Here is an 18,204-nt window from a genome sequence, read left to right as displayed (position 1 = left end):
CGGCCAGCGGGAGCAGGCGCCCAGCGCGGTGCGGGCGGGCGGCGCGGCCGGAGGCGTGCCCACCCATACCGTCCACCACGATAAAGGCGGGCGCGAGGGCGAGATAGCGTCCTCATTGACGCGGCGCAAGCGGCCAATATCGGTGGCCGCGCCGACGACGGTGCTTGGCCGCGGCCCGGCGTCGTCCGGGGACTGCGGGGCCGCCAGGGCGGCCGCCGCATCCGCCGACTCCGCCGAATCGTCGGGCGCAACCGGGTCGGATGACTCGCTGTCCTCGCGCATCGGCGTCTCCTTGAAGTGCAGGGATGCTTACAGTTTCGTGGCCCCGACGATACCGGCCGGGCCGCCGAATTGTGCTCTCAGGTAGGCTCGAGGCGCCGGCACCCACCGGCCGCCCGCAAAAACACGCGGGCCGAGCCCACGCAGCCACAAAGGATCCAGCATGTCTCAGCCTCAGGACGACCTCGTCGCACGGGCAAGCGACCCCAATGCGGAACTCACCACCCTGCACGAGCTCGCCAACAACTACCCCGGCTTGCGCCCCTACATCGCCGAGAACCCGCGCACCTACCCGGCACTTCTGGAGTGGCTCGGCAGCCTGGGAGACCCCGCCGTCGACGCCGCGCTGGCCCGCCGCAACGCCGCCGCGACCACGCAGGCCCTGAGCCTGGAGCAGGCGCAGGCGGCAATCCGGGCCGCTGCAGGTGAGCAGGGCGCCGCCGGACAGGCGAACGGGCAAGCCCCGCAGACCGGTTCCGAAGCGCCGACGCAGGCCATCGCCCAGCCCGATGTCACCCGTGCGGTCACTCCCGAACGCCGCCCCATCATGGAGGGGCGCCAGGCCACGCGGGATGCTGCCGCGCCCACCGCCGCCTACGCCTACCAGCAGCCCCCACAGCAGCCGGGCTATCAGCAGCCCGCATACACCCAGACCGCCTACCAGCAGCCGCAACCGCCGGCCGGCGACCAGGGAGTCTTCGGCGTGGGCACCCCCGAGTCAGAAGCACAACAGCGCAGCAGCAACCGGTGGTTGTGGATCCTGGCCGCCGTCGCCTGGTGCTCGTGGTGGCCTTGGTGGTGTGGTTCTTCAGCTCGAACCACGGCCGCGAGGACGCCGCCCCGGTCGCCGACCCCACTCAGGCCGTGGCGCCGCAGGAGCCCGCCACCACGCAGACACAGGCCGAGGAGACGCCGTCGCCCACGCCGTCGCCCAGCCCGACCGCCTCCCAACACCTGACCGCGCCCGCCCCCGACGACGCCATCGAAATGGCCGCCTTCACCACGCCGTCGGGCAACATCAGCTGTGTGCTCGGCGACGACTCCGTGTCCTGCACCATTAACGAGCACGACTTCGTCCCCACCGACAGCTCCTGCAACGATTCCAACGTCCAGGCCTTCACGGTGAGCGTGGGCACCGACGGTGAGGCCGAGGGCAGCTGCGGCATCTCCTTCTCCGCCGCCGGCGCCTCTCTGAACTACGGTGCGTCGGCCAAGAATGACACCTTCGCCTGCACCTCCACTGAATCTGGAATCGAGTGCTGGAGCCAGGTGTCCGGCAACGGCTTCCGCATGTCGCGCTCCGAGGCCGAGACCACCAGCCGCTGACGGACCTCACCGGCCCGCTGCCCGGTCGGCCCCCGTTCCAAACCGCCACTCGCAGAACTGAATGTCCTCGAACTACGCCACCATCCTGCGCCGCCCCGGTGCGCTGAGTTTCTCCATCGCGGGTCTGCTCGCCCGCTTCCCCATGTCCATGGTGGGCATCTCCACCATCCTCGCGATCCAGGAACTCTACGGTAGTTACTCGGCAGCCGGAACCGTGTCCGCCGCGAATGTGGTTGCCGTCGCCGTCGGAGCGCCCGTGCTGGCGCGGCTCGTCGACGCCCACGGACAGTCGCGAATCATGCTGCCGGCCATGCTCGGCTCGGCGGCTGCACTGATCGGGTTGGCGGCAACCGCACAGGCCCACGCCCCCCTGGGCGTCCTGTTGGTGCTGTCGGCGCTGGCGGGGCTACTGGCCGGGTCCTTCGGTTCGTTGGTGCGCTCGCGCTGGACGACCATCCTGACCACCCCGGAACAGGTGCACACCGCCTTCTCCCTGGAGGCCGCCTTCGACGAGGTCGCGTTCATTATTGGGCCGGTGCTGGCCACGGTGCTGTGCACCTCGCTGCCGCCCACCAGCGGTTGGATCGCCGCGGTGGCCCTGCAAGTGGGCGGAGGGCTGTGGTTCATCTCCCAGCGGGCCACCGAGCCGACGCCGCACCATCGGCGCCGGCACGAAGCGCCCGCCGACGCGTCGATAGCGGCGACATCGGCGAAGACGCCGGTGCTGCGACACGGTGCCGTCTTGGCCGTGATCGCCGTCTTCCTGGCCTCCGGCGCCATGTTCGGGGCCAACGACGTCGCCGCCGTCGCCTTCGCCACCGAGCTCGGCAGGAAGTCGGCGTCCGGAGTGGTGCTGGCGGCCTGGGGTGTGGGCTCGTTCACCGCGGCTCTCGTGTACGGCGCGCGCTCATGGCACCGGCCGCTGTGGCAGCAGTTCCTGCTTGGCGCCATGGCACTGGCGGTGGGCGCCTCGACCCTCATGTTCGCGCCGAACCTGGTGGTGCTGGGGGTGCTGATGGCGCTGACCGGCATGGCGATCGCCCCGACGGTGACCGCCGGCAACACGATCACCCAGGTGTCGGTGGCGCCCTCCCAGCTCACCGAGGGGCTGGCCTGGGTCGGCACCGCCATGAACATCGGGGTGTCGTTGGGCTCCATGTTCGGCGGTCACGCCATCGACGCCGCGGGCAGCCACGGCGGCTACCTGCTGGTGGCGGCGATGGGGTGGCTCGCCGTCCTCATGTGCCTGGGCGGGTTGCGCGCGCTGCGGCGTGCCCACCCGCACCGGAGTCTGTCAACGGGCGCGGAGGCGAGGGACGCCGGCACCCCGGCCTGAGTGGCGCCCGGGCCCGGCCTGCCGACGATCCCGACCAGTTTGTCCGCCACCCATAGACTGCCTCGCGTGGAGTCCCTTAAACGCGCACTCGCATCGCCGGCGGCCACCCTGATCGGCTGGCTGGCGCTCGCCCTGTCCATCTACCCGACCCTGTGGGGCAAGGACGGCACCGCCACCTTCAAGCTCGACGCCTGGATCTACCACCACGCGGTCGCTCAGTGGCACGCCGGCGGCAGCCTGTACGACTGGTACGCCAACCCCGACCAGCAACTGTGGCCCTTCACCTACCCGCCCTTCGCCGCCTGGGCACTCACGCCCCTGACCTGGTGGCCGGATCGAGCCACCCAGGTGGCGCTGGTGGTGGCCACGCCGGTGTGCACCGCGATCACCGCAGGGGCGGTGCTGCATGCCCTGGGCGCGGAGCGCCGCGTCGCCTGGGGTGGAGCCCCGTGGCTGGCGCTGGTCGCGGTGCTCGCACTGGAGCCGATCCCCAAGACCATGGAGTACGGGCAGATCAACGCGGTGCTCATGATGCTGGTGGCTCTCGACCTGCTGGTTGTGCCGCCCTCCTCGCGGCTGCGCGGGGTGCTGGCGGGTCTGGCCGCCGCCTTCAAGCTGACGCCGGCGATCGCGGTGCTGATCTTCCTGGCTCGACGCGAATGGCGAGCGACGGCCACCATGATCGGCTCCGCCCTGGGAGTGACGGCGCTGAGCTGGCTGGCGTCGCCGCAGGAGTCGGCGCAGTTCTTCTTCTCGGCGATGTGGGACTCCTCCCGCGCCGGCTTCACGGACTACTCCGGCAACCAGAACCTCAAGGGGCTGGTGGCGCGCTGGCTGCCGACCCAGACCTGGGACGGGGTCTGGGCGGTCCTGGCCGCGGCCGCCGTCATGGCCGCCTGGCTGCTGCTGGTGCGCCTGAACCGTCTGCGCGAGGCCGCCGTCCCTGCCCCGGTGGACGCCGGTTCCCCCACCGGCTCGACCACACCCACGCTCGTACCGTGTCGACGGCTTCCCGCGGCCCGACGGCGTGGTCCTGGTGCTGCAGACGTCGGCAGCGATGACGCTGGGGCTGCTGATCTCGCCGATCTCCTGGTCGCACCACTGGGTGTGGTGCCTGCCCGCTCTCATGGGGCTCGTGGCTGCGGGCGTGGCGTGGGCGTCGCCGGCGCTGCTGACGACCGCGGCGACGGGCGCGGCGGTGTTCGGCCTGGCCATGCAGTGGTGGTTCCCGGAGCAGAACCACGTCGAGCAGGACTGGCCGTTCTGGGCGACAGTGGTGGGCTCGTCCTACACGTGGTGGGCGCTGGCCGCCGGTGTAGTCCTGTGGCGCGCGGCCGGCCGCCTGATCAACCGACCTCGGCACGTTACTTCGACCGACCTCGGCGAGCAGACTCCTGGGTGAATCGCTCTCCCCGGCCCCTCCCAGCCCCGGCCCTGCCGCGTCGCAGGCGTGTCCGTAGAATGAACACGTGCCGTTTGCCGACATCGTCCGCGCCGCCGCGGACCAGTTCCACCGTGACTCGATCCCCGTGCTCCGGCGCCGCAGCTGGCGCCCGCGGGTGATTCCCTACGATGGCTACGGCTCGGCCGCACCCGGCATCACCGAGCACCCGAACCCCGATACCCCGCCGCATGACATGGCGCGCGTGCTGGCACGCATGGTCATGCGCCCGCCCAATGCTCCCAGCGAGGGACCCCTGTTCCAGCGCCTGCCCGAGCAGCTGCCGACCACGGCCCGCGACGCGCGCCGCCAGGCCGCGCAGAACCTGCTGGAGGCGCAGCGCGGCTGGCGCATGTTCATCGACGTGCCCGTCCCACACCTGCCGGTGACCGTCCAGCTCGGCGACGCGAGTGTACGGACCCGCGCGGACCGGGAGGGGTACGTCGACGTCGTCGTGCGCGGCCACGGTCTGCCCCCCGGCTGGCACGACGCCACCCTGAGGGCGACGGGCGCTGAGCCCGTGACCACACGGGTGTTCGTCGTCGCCCCCGGGCCGCGGCTCGGCGTCGTGTGCGACATCGACGACACCGTCATGGTCTCTCACGTGCCCCGCATGTTCGTAGCAGCGTGGAACCAGCTGGTCAAGTACACCTCCTCGCGCGAACCCGTACCGGGTATGGCGCAACTGCTCACACAGGTACTGCAGCACCACCCGGGGGCACCGGTGATCTACCTGTCCACCGGGGCCTGGAACGTGGTGCCGACCTATCGCGCCTTCTTCGAGCGCAACGGCTTCCCGCACGGGCCCATGCTGATGACCGACTGGGGGCCCACGAACACCGGCCTGTTCCGCAGCGGCATCGAACACAAGCGCACGGGTCTGCGCCGGCTCATGATCGACCTGCCGGAGGTGAAGTGGCTGCTGGTCGGCGACGACGGCCAACACGACCCCCTGATCTACGGCGAGGTCGCACGCGAGCACTCCGACCGGGTGGCGGCGGTGGCCATTCGGCGCCTGACCCCGACCGAGCAGGTGCTGGCGGGCACGCAGCTGACGCACCCGGTGGGGCTGGCGCCGGAGGCCCGGGCGCTGGCGGAGTCAGGAGTGCCGGTGGCGGTGGGGGCCGACGGCTTCGAACTGGCGCGCTCCCTGCGCCCGGAGACGCTCACCGCACAGCTTCAGCGCTGAACCACGCCGATGAACTAGACGGCGACGCCGATGAGGTGGCCGATGCCCCAGGTGACGGTCATGGCCAGCGCGCCGCCGAACACATTGCGCACCACCGCGGGCCGCACCGGGGCGCCACCGAGACTGGCCGACACCGCGCCGGTCAGCGCCAGCCCGGCCAGCACGGATACGAAGGTCAGCGGGATCTTCACACCGACGGGCAGCAGCAGGATCGCCACCATCGGCAGCATGGATCCCACGACGAAGGCGACCGCGCTCGAGGCGGCGGCGTGCCAGGGGTTGGTGTAATCGTCCTCCCGCAGTCCGAACTCGGCCTCCAGGTGGGCGCCAACGGCGTCGTGCACCGTCAGCTCGCGGGCGACCCGGCGCGCGGTCTCGTCCGTCAGGCCCTTGGCGCGATAGTGGGCGGCCAGGGAGTCGACGCCGGCAGCCGGGTCGGCGTCCAGCTCGGCACGCTCGCGGGCCACGTAGGCGCGTTCGGTGTCCGACTGGGTGGACACGGACACGTACTCACCGGCAGCATGGAGACGGCTCCCGCCAGCACCCCGGCCACCCCGGCCGCCATGATGGCGGCGGCGTCGGTGGGAGTGGCCGCGGCGACACCGATGACCAGACCGGCCACACTGACAATGCCGTCATTGGCGCCGAGCACCCCGGCGCGCAGCCAGTTGAGTCGCGAGGCCAGGGCGGAGGCCCCGCTGGTACCCGCGTGGGCGGCTGTGGCGGGCGGACGGTTGCGGCGCGGCCGGGCGGTGAGCCACAGCGCCGTCGGGCAGGCCTCGGGGTCTTGGCGGGCGGGGATCGCCTCAGGCAACTCGTCCGGGCCGGCGGACCGGTCCGGACGGAAGTTACGCAGAGGTTGTAGCACGCCCATGCCAATAAGGTAGAACCGATCAATCCGCCTGTATAGCAAAGATAGCTTTACCTGACAGCGGCGCTGTAAGCCTCCGCAGGCATTCACCCAGCAGGCCCCCAGGGCGGAGCCGGTAGGGTGGGGCGCAGGGGCCGCACCAGGCGGCACCCGTGCAGGAGGAATCCATGGCTAGCAAGCTCCCCTTCATCATCGGACTCGGCGCCGGCTACGTCCTCGGAACGCGCGCGGGCCGCGCCCAGTACGAGCGAATCAAGCATCGGCCACCAAGCTGGCCGATCAGCTTCGTGCGGGAGAAGGTCAGTGCCGCCTCCAACCGCGCCTCCAACTTTGTGCGCACGCAGGGCGAGGCCGTCACCGACAAGGTCGCCGACGCCGTCAAGGAGCGTCTGTTCGGGACGCCCGCCTCGCAGCCGTCCCCGGCCCCGTCAGTGACCGTCGACGACGCCGAGGTCCGCCCCGTCAACCACGCCGACTGACCGCAACGGCTGAGGCCGTCTCCCCTACGGTTACGGTTCTAGTCTCCCCTCGCCATACGCGCGCGGGAGGTATTGCCGTGTGCGGGAAACCCCTCATAGTCAGACAGTGCAACGATGTGCTGGTTCACATCTGCCAGGGTCTGGGCACTCAGCTCAACGTAGGAAGACGTCTTCATGAATGTGTGCGCGGTTACTCCGGAGTGGAGCTTGGCCGCACCGGTAGTCGGAAGCGTTGCGGGCGTTCCCGCAAGATAGTTAGAAGCGGCGAAAGTCGTCCCCTGACCAAGCAGAATCGTGCCTGCGTTTTCGATCGCCCCCAAGTAGCGTAGCGGCTCTCTCGCCGCGATTTGCAGGTGCTCACCAGCCAACGCGTTAGCAACATGAATCGCCTCATCCATGCTGGGCAAAACAAAGATGCCGCCGTTGACGGCAATACTTCTGGCTGCATAGTCGCTGCGCGGCTGGGGCAGTGCATCCAGTACCCCCGGAAGAAGCTCCGCCACGGCATCCGCCAGTGCCGCCTCCGTTACAAGCAGAACCGCTGAGCTGTCCGGCCCGTGCTCCGCCTCGTTGACCAGGTCGTACGCAAGCAGCTCGGGGTCAGCCTCATCATCCGCAACGATGATCGAATCCGTGGGCCCCAGACCGGACACGGTCGCAACTCCCACGGCCTGCGCGTGCTGCTGCGCAGCCACAATCGCCAGACTTCCCGGCCCCACAATCATCGGCATCTTCGGAACCGTTTCCGTGCCGTAGGTCATCGCGGCAATCATCGCCGGCCCATTGGCGCACAGCACGCGTTCGATTTCCAAGGCCCTGGCCACATACGCCGTCGCCGGGTCCAAGCGAGGTCCGCTTCCGCTCGGTGGAACAGCAAGGACCAGATCCGGCACGCCAGCCACACGTGCCGGGACTCCGATTTGGACGGCCACCGAGGGGAAGGAGCCCTTACCGTTCGGGACGAACAAACCCGCACCCGAGACCGGGCGGACGATCTCGCCCCAGACGTCCCCTGCGCCGAAATGGGACTCCCAACCGCTGTTCGCGATCAGGTCTCTGTTGAAGGCCGCGATACGCTCGAGTGCTACATCAAGCGCCTCGCGGGTGCGAGCGTCAACGAGCTCTGCCGCCGCGGCGAGTTCACCATGGCTGACACATACGTCATCAAGTTCCCGCCCATCGAACTTGGCGGTAGCCTCCTTAACAGCTGCGTCGCCGTCCCGACCGACTCGTAGACACAGCTCCCTGATTTGCCGGCGTAGCTCTTCACTGATGGCGAGCACGCCGGTACGGCCGTCGATCAATCGCCTGCATTCCGGGGCGTCATCTGCCCAGACGATCGGCGTAACCCGTGTTTCGTTGTCCATGCTCGCAACTCTCTTTCTCGGCACACCGCGCATTTAGATCATGTCGGGCTCACGTTCCCGGTCATCGCCCGAGTTACAGGCAGTGTCGCATGCCTTGTTTCCATCAACCGTAGTGTGCACGCCGCCTGCCTGGTGCTCCGTCGCCTCACGGCCGAGAACTGACACGACTTTCACCGCGGCGTCCGCTACGGCCATACTCGGGGGGTGCCATCTCCGCGCTACGCCCCGCCTAAGGACCTGTCCGGTTACGCCTGGCTCTCCGTCGGCGCGGCCCTGGCCACCATCACGCTCAAGGCGGTAGCCGCCTGGCTGACCGGCTCGGTCGGGCTGCTGTCGGACGCCGCCGAGTCTCTGGTGAACCTGGTAGCCGCGCTGGTGGCGGTGGTCGTGCTGAAGATCGCCATCCGCCCCGCCGACGCAGACCACCAGTTCGGCCACTCCAAGGCGGAGTACTTCTCCTCCGTGTGCGAGGGCGTCATGATCTTCGTGGCCGCCGCCTTCATCATCTTCTCGGCGGTGGAGCGGATCATAACCCGGTCATGCCGGAGCGCCTGAGCCTGGGCCTGGTGATCTCGGTGGGCGCCTCCCTCATCAATGCGCTCGTCGCCTGGGTCCTGCTGCGCAAGGGACATACCGAGCATTCGGCCACGCTCGTCGCCGACGCCAAGCATCTGCTGACCGACGTGATCACCTCTGCGGCCGTGCTGCTGGGGGTGGGCCTGGTGGCCGTCTTCCACTCGCCCGTGCTCGACGCCGTTGTAGCGCTGGGAGCGGGTCTGAACATCATGTGGACCGGATTCCAGTTGATCCGCGACTCGGTGGGTGGGCTCATGGATGTGGCCCCGGACCGGGAGGCGCTGGAACGGATCAACGCCGTCCTGGACGAACGGCGCCGCGACGGCGTCGTCGACTTCCACGCGGTGCGCGTACGGGAGGCCGGCAGCCGCCGCTTCGCCCACCTGCACGTACTGGTTCCGGGCACCTGGACGGTCAAGCAGGGCCACGACTACACCGAGGCACTGATCGACGAGCTGGTCGCCGCCGACCCGAGCCTGCGGGTCTCCGCACACCTGGAGCCGATCGAGGACCCGCTGTCCTACGCCGACGTCGAAGACGTCTGACACTTCCCCACTCACCCAGGTCGCGTACGCGCCCCTCCACGCGCCAACATTGTCTGAGATGGTCACAAAGGCCGGATTCACCGGTCCGCCCTGATTCTGCATCCGCATGATTCCAACGTTTTACTCCGCGTCTTCGGCGCCACCGAACTCGTTTGTGACCGTTTGCGACAATGTTTGCTCAGGAACAGGGGCCAGACGGTTGCGCGCCGCTAGGAGCCCCTGAATCTCCGTCCCAACCCGGCCTGCCTGGACATCTTGGCGAGTGAATCGGGCGACGCGGTAGCCTGTCGGGTCAGTTCCCGATCGCGTCGGCGGTCCAGGCCGAATTGATACTCGTCTTCGTGGTAGCTGTAGCCGTCAAGCTCCAACACCAGCCAACCTGCTACGAGTAGGTCGACTTCGCCGACGTGGCGGATGTCCACGCCATCCTCGAATGGGATACCAGCGTCGTACAGCTGCAATCGCGCCATCGTCTCCAAGGGCGAGCGTGCCCGCGGACTGGCCATGGCCAGGCGCCGAAGGGCCTGCTTGGAACCGGGTCCGCGCAGTAGGGAGGCAACGGCCTCGCGGCTGGTGTGTTCTTGATGGAGCGCGGCATCGCAAGCCATCAGCGGCGCCTCAGGGGTGGGGTCGCAGCGCAGGTAGCGGGCCAGCATGAGCGGTACCGGCGCCACCGGGTAGTCGGTTGGCGACGGACGTTTTAAGGAATGCTCAACGTGCAGTACTTCTCTACCAACAGGAACCCGCGAGCCTCCGGGAGGTACTGCCAGATGTACGGGCATCCACCGTCGCGGGTGTGGGTAGCCATAATGCTCTGCCGCATGCTGGCAGGTGATCACTCCACCATGGATCCGGGCGAGGACTAGATCCCAATCAACACCGGGCAGGCTCACGACTCCGCGAGGATGAGCGATGAACTCACCTGCTGCTACGAGCCGCTCTGCCTGGCGGTACTCCGTGCGGTCCAGGCCGAGGTCACGTAGGCGCACAGCACCATAGCATCCGCGCACCCGTGCCAAAAGATCATCTTCACGCCGCCTCATACCTCAATGTTTCTCGTATGCGGGCAGGCCTACCAGGCGGCTGTGGAAAGCAGCCGCACACCCCCTGCACGAACCGCACCTGTGGACGACGGTGGCGTACTGCGACCAGAACGGTAGCTGGCCCCGACCCGGTGACCGCCTAGGACTCTCCAGACAAGTCATCCGGCGAATGCGCGGGCTGGGACGGTTAGCATGACGCCATGACCACACCCACGTACCTCCTCGTCGACGGGAGAACATCGATGCCACGCTCGGTATGAGCGTGCTGGGGCGTCGCCCCGAGCCCGATGAGCGCCCTCGGTGGGACCGCGTCCTGTCATTCTGCGACGACCTTGCCGACGACTCCGACGAAGACGGCGAGGGCGAGACCCGCGCCCTGTTCTTTCTCAACGCCACCTCCGGACACATGCCCATGGGTTTCGTCCAGGCACTGCTGGCGATGGAGTACCGACCGATCCCGTTGGCCGGCTCCGGCTCCCAGGAGGAGAAGGTCGTAGACATTGGTATTCAGCGCACCCTGGAGGCGCTGGCCGAGCGGGTCGAGGGCGGCGAGGCCGTGCACGTGCTGCTGGGCTCGCACGACGGCGATTACGTCCCCCAGGTCGAGCGTCTCCTGGATGCGGGCGCCCAGGTCGATGTGCTGTGCTTCCGGGAGTTCCTCAACACCCAGCTCGCCTCGCTGGAGTCACGCGGGCTGACCGTCTACGACCTGGAGACGGACGTCGATGCCTTCACCATTGCGCTGCCGCGAGTCCGCATCATTCCGCTTACCGAATTCGACCCGCTCAAGTTCATCTGACCCCTGGGTGGCGGGGCCGGCCTCCCGAAAGGTGGCCCCGCCGCCATAGCAACCGACCTCGGCACGTAACTTCAACCGACCTCGCTGGTTATATCTACCGACCTCGGTGAAGGAAGGCGGCGGAGCGGCCGAGAAAACACATTCCACACTCCCACCTGACATCCAGGTGACTCCCAGAGTCGCCGTGCACAGTGGCGGCATGGACCGCACTCACGATTCTCAGCAGACGTCCCACGAGGCCCGCCTCCTCGTGGTTGACGACGAGCCGAATATTCGCGATCTGCTCGCCTCCTCGCTGCGCTTCGCCGGCTTCGAGGTGCTTACGGCGGCGGACGGCAACGGCGCCCTGCGCGGCGCCGAGGAGGCCGATCCCGACCTGATCGTGCTGGACGTCATGCTGCCGGACATGGACGGGTTCACGGTTGCCCGCCGCTTGCGCGAGCGTGACGTGACCATTCCGATCCTGTTCCTGACCGCCCGCGACGACATGGCAGACAAGGTGCAGGGCCTGACCGTCGGCGGCGACGACTACGTCACCAAGCCCTTCGGTCTGGAGGAGGTCGTGGCCCGCATCCGCGCGATCCTGCGCCGCACCCGCGCCCTGGAGGGCGAGGACGACGGCATGGTGCGCGTGGCCGACTTGACCCTGGATGAGGACGCCCACGAGGTGCACCGCGCCGGCGTCGAGGTGGACCTGTCCCCCACCGAGTTCAAGCTGCTGCGCTACCTCATGCTCAACGCCGGCCGCGTGGTGTCCAAGTCCCAGATCCTGGACCACGTGTGGGAGTACGACTGGAATGGTGACGCCGCCATCGTCGAGTCCTACATCTCCTACCTGCGCCGCAAGGTGGACCAGATCTCCGGAGCCGACGGCCAGCCGGTCACCCCGCTGATCCAGACGCGCCGCGGCGTCGGCTACATGCTGCGCGAACCCAAGGCGAGTTGAGCGTGCGCGCCACCGTGATGGACACGGTGCGCCGCCCACCCACTGGACGCCAGTACCGGCCGGTCCGCCGCGGACGCTGGCACCTACTGACCGACGTCAAGCGGGCGTGGCGCGCTCAACCGCTGCGCAGCCGACTGGCCCTGATCACCACCGGCCTGCTGACCGTCGGGCTGCTCGTCTCCTCGGCCTCCGTCACCTCGCTGCTCCACGACCAGCTGGTCGGCCAGGTGGACGACCAGCTGCGCGCCACCGCACAGGCCATCGGCACCCAGGGGCTGACGGCCCTCAGTACCAGCCGTTCCAGCAACAACTCCGCCATGCCCTCCACCTATTACGTGGAGGCCCAGTATCTCGACGGCGAGAGCGGCCAGATGATCTCCCCCGACACGGCCGCCAAGTATGGCTCACCTGTGATCGGCACCCTGTCGGTGGACGAAGCCGTCGCGCAGGCCTCCGATCCAAAGCTGTTCACGGTCGACTCCGACCAGCTGCACCACCAGTGGCGAGCCATCGTCCTACCGATCAATGACAGCACCAGCGGCGAGCACATTGGCGTCGTCGCCATCGCCCTGCCGCTCAGCGACGTAATGGAGACGGTTGAGAAAACACGACTGGTGGTTGCGCTGACGGACGTGTCCGTGATTCTGCTCGGAGCCATGGCCGCCGCGTACCTGGTACGGCGCTCCTTCCGCACCCTGCGGCAGATCGAGGGAGTGGCCGGGCAGATCGCCAGCGGTGACCTGTCCGCCCGTGTCCCGGTCACCGAGCCGCCGACGACGGAGGTCGGCTCCCTGCAACGCGCCCTGAACACCATGCTGCAGCAGAATGAACAGGCCTTCGACGTGCAGATGGTGGCCCAGGAGCGTATGACCCGCTTCGTCTCCGACGCCTCCCACGAGCTGCGCACGCCCCTGGCCGCGATCCGCGGCTACGGCGAGCTGTACCGCATGGGCGGCGTACCGCCCGAGCGCACCGCCGAGGTCATGGGACGGATCGAGTCGGAGGCCTCCCGCATGGGGCGGCTGGTTGACGACCTGTTGCAACTGGCTCGTATGGATGAGGGCCGGGAAATGACGATGGAACCGGTTGACCTGACCCAGATTGCGGCGGGAGCACTGACGGACATGATGGTGCTGGCCCCCGACCGCGACTGCGCGCTCATCCCGCTTTCCGACACCGACGGCGAGGCTCGTCCCGCCATGGTCCTGGGCGACCGGGACCGACTGTCCCAGGTGCTTACCAATCTGCTGGGCAATGTCACCCGGCACACGCCGGAGGGCTCCCCGGTGGAGATCGCCGTCGGCACGGTGGACCGGCCACTCGCACCCGGCGCGGTCCGGCCCACCGACCGTCCCACCCCGAGCCGGGGGCCCGTCGGCCGGGCGCACGAGCCGCAGGGACCGACCGTCGTCGTCGAGGTGCGCGACCATGGGCCGGGTGTGGCTAAGGCGGACGCCGAGAAGGTCTTCCAGCGCTTCTACCGGGCCGACACCTCCCGCAACCGGGAGACCGGCGGCTCCGGGCTGGGGCTGTCGATCGTGTCGGCCATCGTCGCCCGTCACGGCGGCACCGTGCGCATGGACCGAACTCCGGGCGGCGGCGCCACCGTGCACATCGAGTTGCCCGCCCTGGCGACCGCACCCGACGTCACCCCGAAGTGACCCCGCCCCTCCCGCGAGCCCGGCACTACTAACGCACCGATACCGGCACTAATGACGCACCGAGACCGGTCGCTATGGCAGCGGCCCGGAGTCCCCGCGCCGCTAAAGGTGGCGGGTAGAACACCCCGTGGGCTTCAAGTTCGCAGCCGGTAGTCCTACCATGGCTGCGTTTCATCTCATCTTGGAGGCTTTCTCATGAGCCAAATGGACGTGATCGACGCCCCCCAGTGGTTGCTCCCCGCGTTCGTACGCAGTGCGAAGGCGGTCGGCGCTACCGCGCCGGTCGAGCAGATCCGCACTGCTGGGGAAGAGCTCGTCGCCCGTTGGACGAGCCCGGACCGGCACTTCCATAACCTCAAGCACGTCATCAACATGCTGGCGCGCGTCGACGAGTTGGCCGACGAGTCCCACAACCCCGACGTCATGCGCCTGGCCGCCTGGTACCACGGGTGCGTGTTCTGTACCGCCCAGGAGTCGACGTATCGGCGCAACGGTGGCGAGGACGAGGTGGCCTCCGCCGCCTACGCCGCCAAGAGCCTGCAGGCGCTCGGTGTGCCCGACCAGACCGTAGACCGCGTGTGCGCGCTCATCCTGAACCTCAAGCGCCACAACCTTGCCAAGAATGACATCGACGCCCAGGCCCTCTCCGATGCTGACCTGGGGGCGTTGGCCGTAGAACCGCAGCAGTACAAGAGCTACCGGGAGGCGGTACGTGAGGAGTACGCCCATATTCCCTTGGAGGACTTCCTGCGCGCGCGCCTGGCGATCATCACCCGGTTGCTGGACCGCGAGGCGCTGTTCTCCTCCCCGCTAGGGGCTCGTTGGGAGCTGCCGGCGCGGGAGAACCTGGAGGCGGAGAAGCGCCACCTGGAGAACAAGCTGGCGCAACTGCCACCGTCCGCGCCGCAGCCCCACCCCACCGGGCCGACCGGAGACGCCGAGGCCGATGAGCAGGCACAGCCCGAAGCCAGCGCCATGACGACGTCGTCCATGGAGCGTGGGGCCGGGCATCAGGAGGCCCGTGGGGCCGGTACGCCGGAGCAGTCCATGCAGCTGGGCGGCTTGGAGGCGGCCGCCGACGCCGCCGCTGTTCCTCCCGAAAGTCGGCCCACCACACCCGCGCGCACCACGTCCACACCACCGGAGGCGGCGCGCGCACCTCGCCGCACCACCCGAAACCCGGATGAGGTGCATACGACGTCCCTGGAGTCGTGCGCGGACGAGCTCGACCAGCTGTTGTCCAAGCCGCGTCCGGGCGAGGAGGGCCCGACCGACCGTGCCAGCGCGGCGGAGGCGGAGCGCGCCAAGCTGGCCGAGAAGCTGCGCGCCAAGTGCGAAGAGGCCAAGGCGCTGCGGGAGGCGCGCACGGGCGAGTTCGCCCCCATCACCGAACCGATCCTCGGCTCCTCCGCCGACTGAGGCGGCAAACTGTCCAGAATCGGCACGAACGCCCTTCACGCCCGCCGACGGCGAATCGCGATCGGCGTCATTCCAACGTTTCACGCCGGGCCGGTTCACTCTGGCGGGCCGTTACTGCCGGTTTTGGACATTCGCTTCGGCGACGGCCACCGGCGTCCACAGGCATGGTTCGTGCAGGGTGAATCCACAGAGGTCGACGACGGCGGATGCGGGCGGGGCCGCGTGATCCATACGGTGATTTCAGGCGCCGCGGCCGCGGTGCCGCCCACAGGTCCGGGCCACAGGCGCCCTGGACCATCTCACCGAAAGGTTTAGTCATGCCCGTCTTCGCCGTCGACACCCAAGCCGTCACCGACACCGCCGTGCGTGCCCGCACTCGCATCTCCACCATCCAGACGGAGGTGGACGGAATGCAGGGGGACATCGCGCTGCTCCAGTCATCGTGGACGGGCAGCGCCTCCGACTCCATGGCCGCCTGCGCCGCCGACTGGCACGTCACCGCACTACAGGTGCAGGCGAGCCTGGATGCGATCAGCCAGGCCTTGGACCAGTCGGCCGTCTCCTACGACGACGCCGAGACCGCCAACTCCGGCCGCTTCAGCTACCAGGCCCCGCCCGCCTGAGCCGGCGCGCCCGACGGCGGCGGCCCGCTTGCCGGGAGAGCAGGCCGGCTACACGCCCCGCAGGGGATTGAACTCGCGGCGTCGTACGGGCTGCGGACCGTCGGGGTAGCGCCAGCACCGCAGCGCCACGCACACCCCCAGGAACAGGGTCAGCAGCGCCAGCCCACCCGTGAGAGCACCCCAATTGCCGAGCAGGAGCAACAGAGCGATCACCGCCAGGCGCCCCAGGTTGTTGACTCGGACCCCGTCGGCGTCGCTCTCACCGCGAGTCTTCGCCAGCACCAGCACCTGCCACAGCACTCCGCCGCCGACCAGCAGACTCGCCGCCCACAGGGGACCGTCCGAGACCCGCAGTAGTCCTCCAAGCCCTACCAGCAGGAAGGGCGGCACCTCCGCGAGTACTCGCCCGGTGAGGGCGTTGGCATTCGTCCGACTCATATGCCCATCCAATACTGCGTCGATGTCCTCGGCAAGGGCGAGCTGTGAATTGCTACCGGCCCGGCGCTGAACGTCTGAGCAGCACGGCTTCGCGCAAACGACAGGCGGGCCGCCCTCCCGCTTGCGCAGGGGGACGGCCCGCCGTCGTCGTGATGGGGCCGGTGGCTCGCCGGCCGCGCGGAGCGCGCGCCTACCGGCGAACCACGCCGGCCGAACCGACCGGGCAGCCGATCAGTACATGCCACCCATCTCGTCACCGGCGCCCGCGCCGGCGGCCGGGGCCGGGGGCTCGGGCTTGTCGGCGACGACGGCCTCGGTGGTCAGGAACAGGCCCGCGATGGAGGCGGCGTTCTGCAGTGCGGAGCGGGTGACCTTGACCGGGTCGGCGATGCCGGCGGCCAGCAGGTTGGTGTACTCGCCGGTCTGGGCGTTCAGGCCCTCGCCGGTGGGCAGGTTGCGCACACGCTCGGCCACGACGCCGCCCTCAAGGCCGGCGTTGATGGCGATCTGCTTGAGCGGGGCCTCCAGGGCGACACGCACGATGGCGGCGCCGGTGGCCTCGTCGTCGGACAGCTCCAGGGCGTCCAGAGCCGTGGCGGCCTGCAGCAGGGACACGCCACCACCGGCGACGATGCCCTCCTCGACGGCGGCCTTGGCGTTGCGCACGGCGTCCTCGATGCGGTGCTTGCGCTCCTTGAGCTCCACCTCGGTGGCGGCACCGGACTTGAGGACCGCCACGCCGCCGGCCAGCTTGGCCAGGCGCTCGGACAGCTTCTCGCGGTCGTACTCGGAGTCGGAGTTGTCGATCTCGTTGCGGATCTGGGCGACCCGGGCGTCAATGGCGGCCTTGTCCCCGGCGCCGTCGACGATCGTGGTCTCGTCCTTGGTGACGACCACCTTGCGGGCCTGGCCCAGGTCCTCCAGGGTGGCGTTCTCCAGCTTCAGGCCCACGGTCTCGGAGATGACGGTGCCGCCGGTGAGGATGGCCATGTCCTGCAGCATCGCCTTGCGGCGGTCGCCGAAGCCGGGGGCCTTGACGGCCACGGACTTGAAGGTGCCGCGGATGCGGTTGACCACGAGGGTGGCCAGGGCCTCGGCCTCAACGTCCTCGGCAACGATCGCCAGCGGCTTGCCGGACTGCATGACCTTCTCCAGCAGGGGCAGCAGGTCCTTGACGTTGGAGATCTTGGACTCGACCAGCAGGATGTAGGCGTCCTCCAGGACGGCCTCCTGGCGGTCGGCGTCGGTGACGAAGTAGGGGGAGATGAAGCCCTTGTCGAAGCGCATGCCCTCGGTGACCTCGAGCTCGAGGCCGAAGGTGTTGGACTCCTCGACGGTGATGACGCCGTCGTGGCCAACCTTCTCCAGGGCCTCGGCGATCATGGCGCCGATCTGCTCGTCGGCGGCGGAGATGGAGGCGGTGGCCGCGATCTCGTCCTGGGTCTCGACTTCCTTGGCGTCGGCCAGCAGACGCTCGACGATGGCGGCGACGGCCTTGTCGATGCCGCGGCGCACGGCGATCGGGTTGGCGCCGGCGGCCACGTTGCGCAGGCCCTCGCGCACGAGCGCCTGGGCCAGGACAGTGGCGGTGGTGGTGCCGTCACCGGCGACGTCGTCGGTCTTCTTGGCGACCTCCTTGACCAGCTCGGCGCCGATCTTCTCGTAGGGGTCCTCGAGCTCGATCTCCTTGGCGATGGTCACACCGTCGTTGGTGATGGTCGGGGCGCCCCACTTCTTGTCGAGGACGACGTTGCGGCCCTTGGGGCCGAGGGTGACCTTGACGGTGTCGGCGAGGGTGTTCAGACCCCGCTCCATTCCGCGACGGGCTTCCTCATCGAAAGCGATGATCTTGGGCATTACTGCTCC

15 protein-coding genes and 3 pseudogenes are annotated in these 18,204 nt (G+C 68.9%); 12 read left to right on the top strand and 6 right to left on the bottom strand.

Annotated features, from left to right (window positions below; genetic code table 11):
• Positions 1-282: hypothetical protein (locus BW737_RS04490; protein WP_420835702.1), on the bottom strand; the 282-nt coding region annotated here is incomplete at its 3' end.
• A 160-nt stretch (positions 283-442) separates the two neighbouring features.
• On the opposite strand from BW737_RS04490, the gene BW737_RS19410 reads away from it, so the two are divergent.
• The 5 genes from BW737_RS19410 to BW737_RS04470 all read left to right on the top strand — a co-directional run bounded on the left by BW737_RS19410 (position 443) and on the right by BW737_RS04470 (position 5,571).
• Positions 443-1,237 (top strand): variant leucine-rich repeat-containing protein, encoded by a 795-nt coding sequence (locus BW737_RS19410; RefSeq protein WP_338063862.1) that lies wholly within the window; start codon positions 443-445, stop codon positions 1,235-1,237.
• A complete protein-coding gene (locus tag BW737_RS17720) occupies positions 1,144-1,605 on the top strand; it encodes a hypothetical protein (RefSeq protein WP_257210471.1) in 462 nt (153 codons plus the stop codon). Before BW737_RS19410 ends, BW737_RS17720 begins: the two co-directional genes overlap by 94 nt.
• Positions 1,606-1,666: 61 nt before the next feature.
• Complete coding sequence (locus BW737_RS04480) at positions 1,667-2,941, top strand: MFS transporter (protein WP_086615038.1); 1,275 nt, start codon at positions 1,667-1,669, stop codon at positions 2,939-2,941.
• A 66-nt stretch (positions 2,942-3,007) separates the two neighbouring features.
• Positions 3,008-4,504 carry a glycosyltransferase family 87 protein gene (locus tag BW737_RS19130; RefSeq protein ID WP_276567340.1) on the top strand — a complete coding sequence of 499 codons (1,497 nt, stop codon included), beginning with the start codon at positions 3,008-3,010 and terminating at the stop codon, positions 4,502-4,504.
• The gene (locus tag BW737_RS04470; RefSeq protein ID WP_086615039.1) at positions 4,411-5,571 is read left to right on the top strand and encodes an App1 family protein; all 1,161 of its coding nucleotides are present in this window, start codon (positions 4,411-4,413) and stop codon (positions 5,569-5,571) included. The genes BW737_RS19130 and BW737_RS04470 overlap by 94 nt, the downstream gene beginning before the upstream one ends.
• A 14-nt stretch (positions 5,572-5,585) precedes the next feature.
• Here the strand turns inward: BW737_RS04470 and BW737_RS04465 are convergent.
• Positions 5,586-6,445 (bottom strand): annotated as a pseudogene (locus tag BW737_RS04465) (VIT1/CCC1 transporter family protein).
• A gap of 164 nt (positions 6,446-6,609) precedes the next feature.
• Here BW737_RS04465 and BW737_RS04460 point away from each other — a divergent pair.
• The gene (locus BW737_RS04460) at positions 6,610-6,921 is read left to right on the top strand and encodes a protoporphyrinogen oxidase (protein ID WP_086615085.1); all 312 of its coding nucleotides are present in this window, start codon (positions 6,610-6,612) and stop codon (positions 6,919-6,921) included.
• A 38-nt stretch (positions 6,922-6,959) separates the two neighbouring features.
• On the opposite strand, the gene hisD is transcribed toward BW737_RS04460, so the two are convergent.
• Complete coding sequence (hisD, locus tag BW737_RS04455) at positions 6,960-8,288, bottom strand: histidinol dehydrogenase (protein WP_180272053.1); 1,329 nt, start codon at positions 8,286-8,288, stop codon at positions 6,960-6,962.
• A gap of 204 nt (positions 8,289-8,492) precedes the next feature.
• Here hisD and BW737_RS04450 point away from each other — a divergent pair.
• A pseudogene (locus BW737_RS04450) lies at positions 8,493-9,409 on the top strand (cation diffusion facilitator family transporter).
• Positions 9,410-9,618: 209 nt separating this feature from the next.
• Here BW737_RS04450 and BW737_RS17710 read toward each other — a convergent pair.
• Positions 9,619-10,083: an endonuclease domain-containing protein gene (locus BW737_RS17710; RefSeq protein WP_257210470.1), complete on the bottom strand. Its 465-nt coding sequence runs from the start codon at positions 10,081-10,083 to the stop codon at positions 9,619-9,621.
• Between the two features lie 569 nt (positions 10,084-10,652).
• Between BW737_RS17710 and BW737_RS04440 the strand changes: the two are divergent.
• The 5 genes and pseudogenes from BW737_RS04440 to BW737_RS04420 all read left to right on the top strand — a co-directional run bounded on the left by BW737_RS04440 (position 10,653) and on the right by BW737_RS04420 (position 15,900).
• Positions 10,653-11,251: pseudogene (locus tag BW737_RS04440) on the top strand (PIN domain-containing protein).
• A 199-nt stretch (positions 11,252-11,450) separates the two neighbouring features.
• On the top strand, positions 11,451-12,197 hold the full coding sequence (locus tag BW737_RS04435) for a response regulator transcription factor (RefSeq protein WP_086615041.1): 747 nt from the start codon (positions 11,451-11,453) through the stop codon (positions 12,195-12,197).
• A 17-nt stretch (positions 12,198-12,214) separates the two neighbouring features.
• On the top strand, positions 12,215-13,858 hold the full coding sequence (locus BW737_RS04430; RefSeq protein WP_086615086.1) for a sensor histidine kinase: 1,644 nt from the start codon (positions 12,215-12,217) through the stop codon (positions 13,856-13,858).
• A 195-nt stretch (positions 13,859-14,053) separates the two neighbouring features.
• A complete protein-coding gene (locus BW737_RS04425; protein ID WP_338063861.1) occupies positions 14,054-15,277 on the top strand; it encodes an HD domain-containing protein in 1,224 nt (407 codons plus the stop codon).
• A 317-nt stretch (positions 15,278-15,594) separates the two neighbouring features.
• Entirely contained in the window at positions 15,595-15,900 is a 306-nt protein-coding gene (locus BW737_RS04420; RefSeq protein ID WP_086615043.1) for a WXG100 family type VII secretion target, read from the top strand.
• 48 nt (positions 15,901-15,948) lie between these two features.
• Here the strand turns inward: BW737_RS04420 and BW737_RS04415 are convergent, their stop codons facing one another.
• Complete coding sequence (locus tag BW737_RS04415) at positions 15,949-16,338, bottom strand: hypothetical protein (protein ID WP_086615044.1); 390 nt, start codon at positions 16,336-16,338, stop codon at positions 15,949-15,951.
• A 231-nt stretch (positions 16,339-16,569) separates the two neighbouring features.
• Positions 16,570-18,195 carry a chaperonin GroEL gene (gene groL / locus BW737_RS04410; protein ID WP_086615045.1) on the bottom strand — a complete coding sequence of 542 codons (1,626 nt, stop codon included), beginning with the start codon at positions 18,193-18,195 and terminating at the stop codon, positions 16,570-16,572.
• Positions 18,196-18,204 lie beyond the last annotated feature (9 nt).

Source organism: Actinomyces ruminis (genome assembly GCF_002154335.2).
Classification (GTDB): domain Bacteria; phylum Actinomycetota; class Actinomycetes; order Actinomycetales; family Actinomycetaceae; genus Actinomyces; species Actinomyces ruminis.
Note: the sequence above shows the minus strand (reverse complement) of the source record. Positions and strands in the feature narration are given on the sequence as shown.

What these genes read in the sequence shown, in the direction of transcription:
- BW737_RS19410 (WP_338063862.1), top strand. Translation starts at nt 443, where the DNA reads ATGTCTCAGCCTCAGGACGACCTCGTCGCACGGGCAAGCGACCCCAAT.
- BW737_RS04480 (WP_086615038.1), top strand. Translation starts at nt 1,667, where the DNA reads ATGTCCTCGAACTACGCCACCATCCTGCGCCGCCCCGGTGCGCTGAGT.
- BW737_RS04460 (WP_086615085.1), top strand. Translation starts at nt 6,610, where the DNA reads ATGGCTAGCAAGCTCCCCTTCATCATCGGACTCGGCGCCGGCTACGTC.
- hisD (WP_180272053.1), bottom strand. Translation starts at nt 8,288, where the DNA reads ATGGACAACGAAACACGGGTTACGCCGATCGTCTGGGCAGATGACGCC.
- BW737_RS04435 (WP_086615041.1), top strand. Translation starts at nt 11,451, where the DNA reads ATGGACCGCACTCACGATTCTCAGCAGACGTCCCACGAGGCCCGCCTC.
- BW737_RS04430 (WP_086615086.1), top strand. Translation starts at nt 12,215, where the DNA reads ATGGACACGGTGCGCCGCCCACCCACTGGACGCCAGTACCGGCCGGTC.
- BW737_RS04425 (WP_338063861.1), top strand. Translation starts at nt 14,054, where the DNA reads ATGAGCCAAATGGACGTGATCGACGCCCCCCAGTGGTTGCTCCCCGCG.
- BW737_RS04420 (WP_086615043.1), top strand. Translation starts at nt 15,595, where the DNA reads ATGCCCGTCTTCGCCGTCGACACCCAAGCCGTCACCGACACCGCCGTG.
- BW737_RS04415 (WP_086615044.1), bottom strand. Translation starts at nt 16,338, where the DNA reads ATGAGTCGGACGAATGCCAACGCCCTCACCGGGCGAGTACTCGCGGAG.
- groL (WP_086615045.1), bottom strand. Translation starts at nt 18,195, where the DNA reads ATGCCCAAGATCATCGCTTTCGATGAGGAAGCCCGTCGCGGAATGGAG.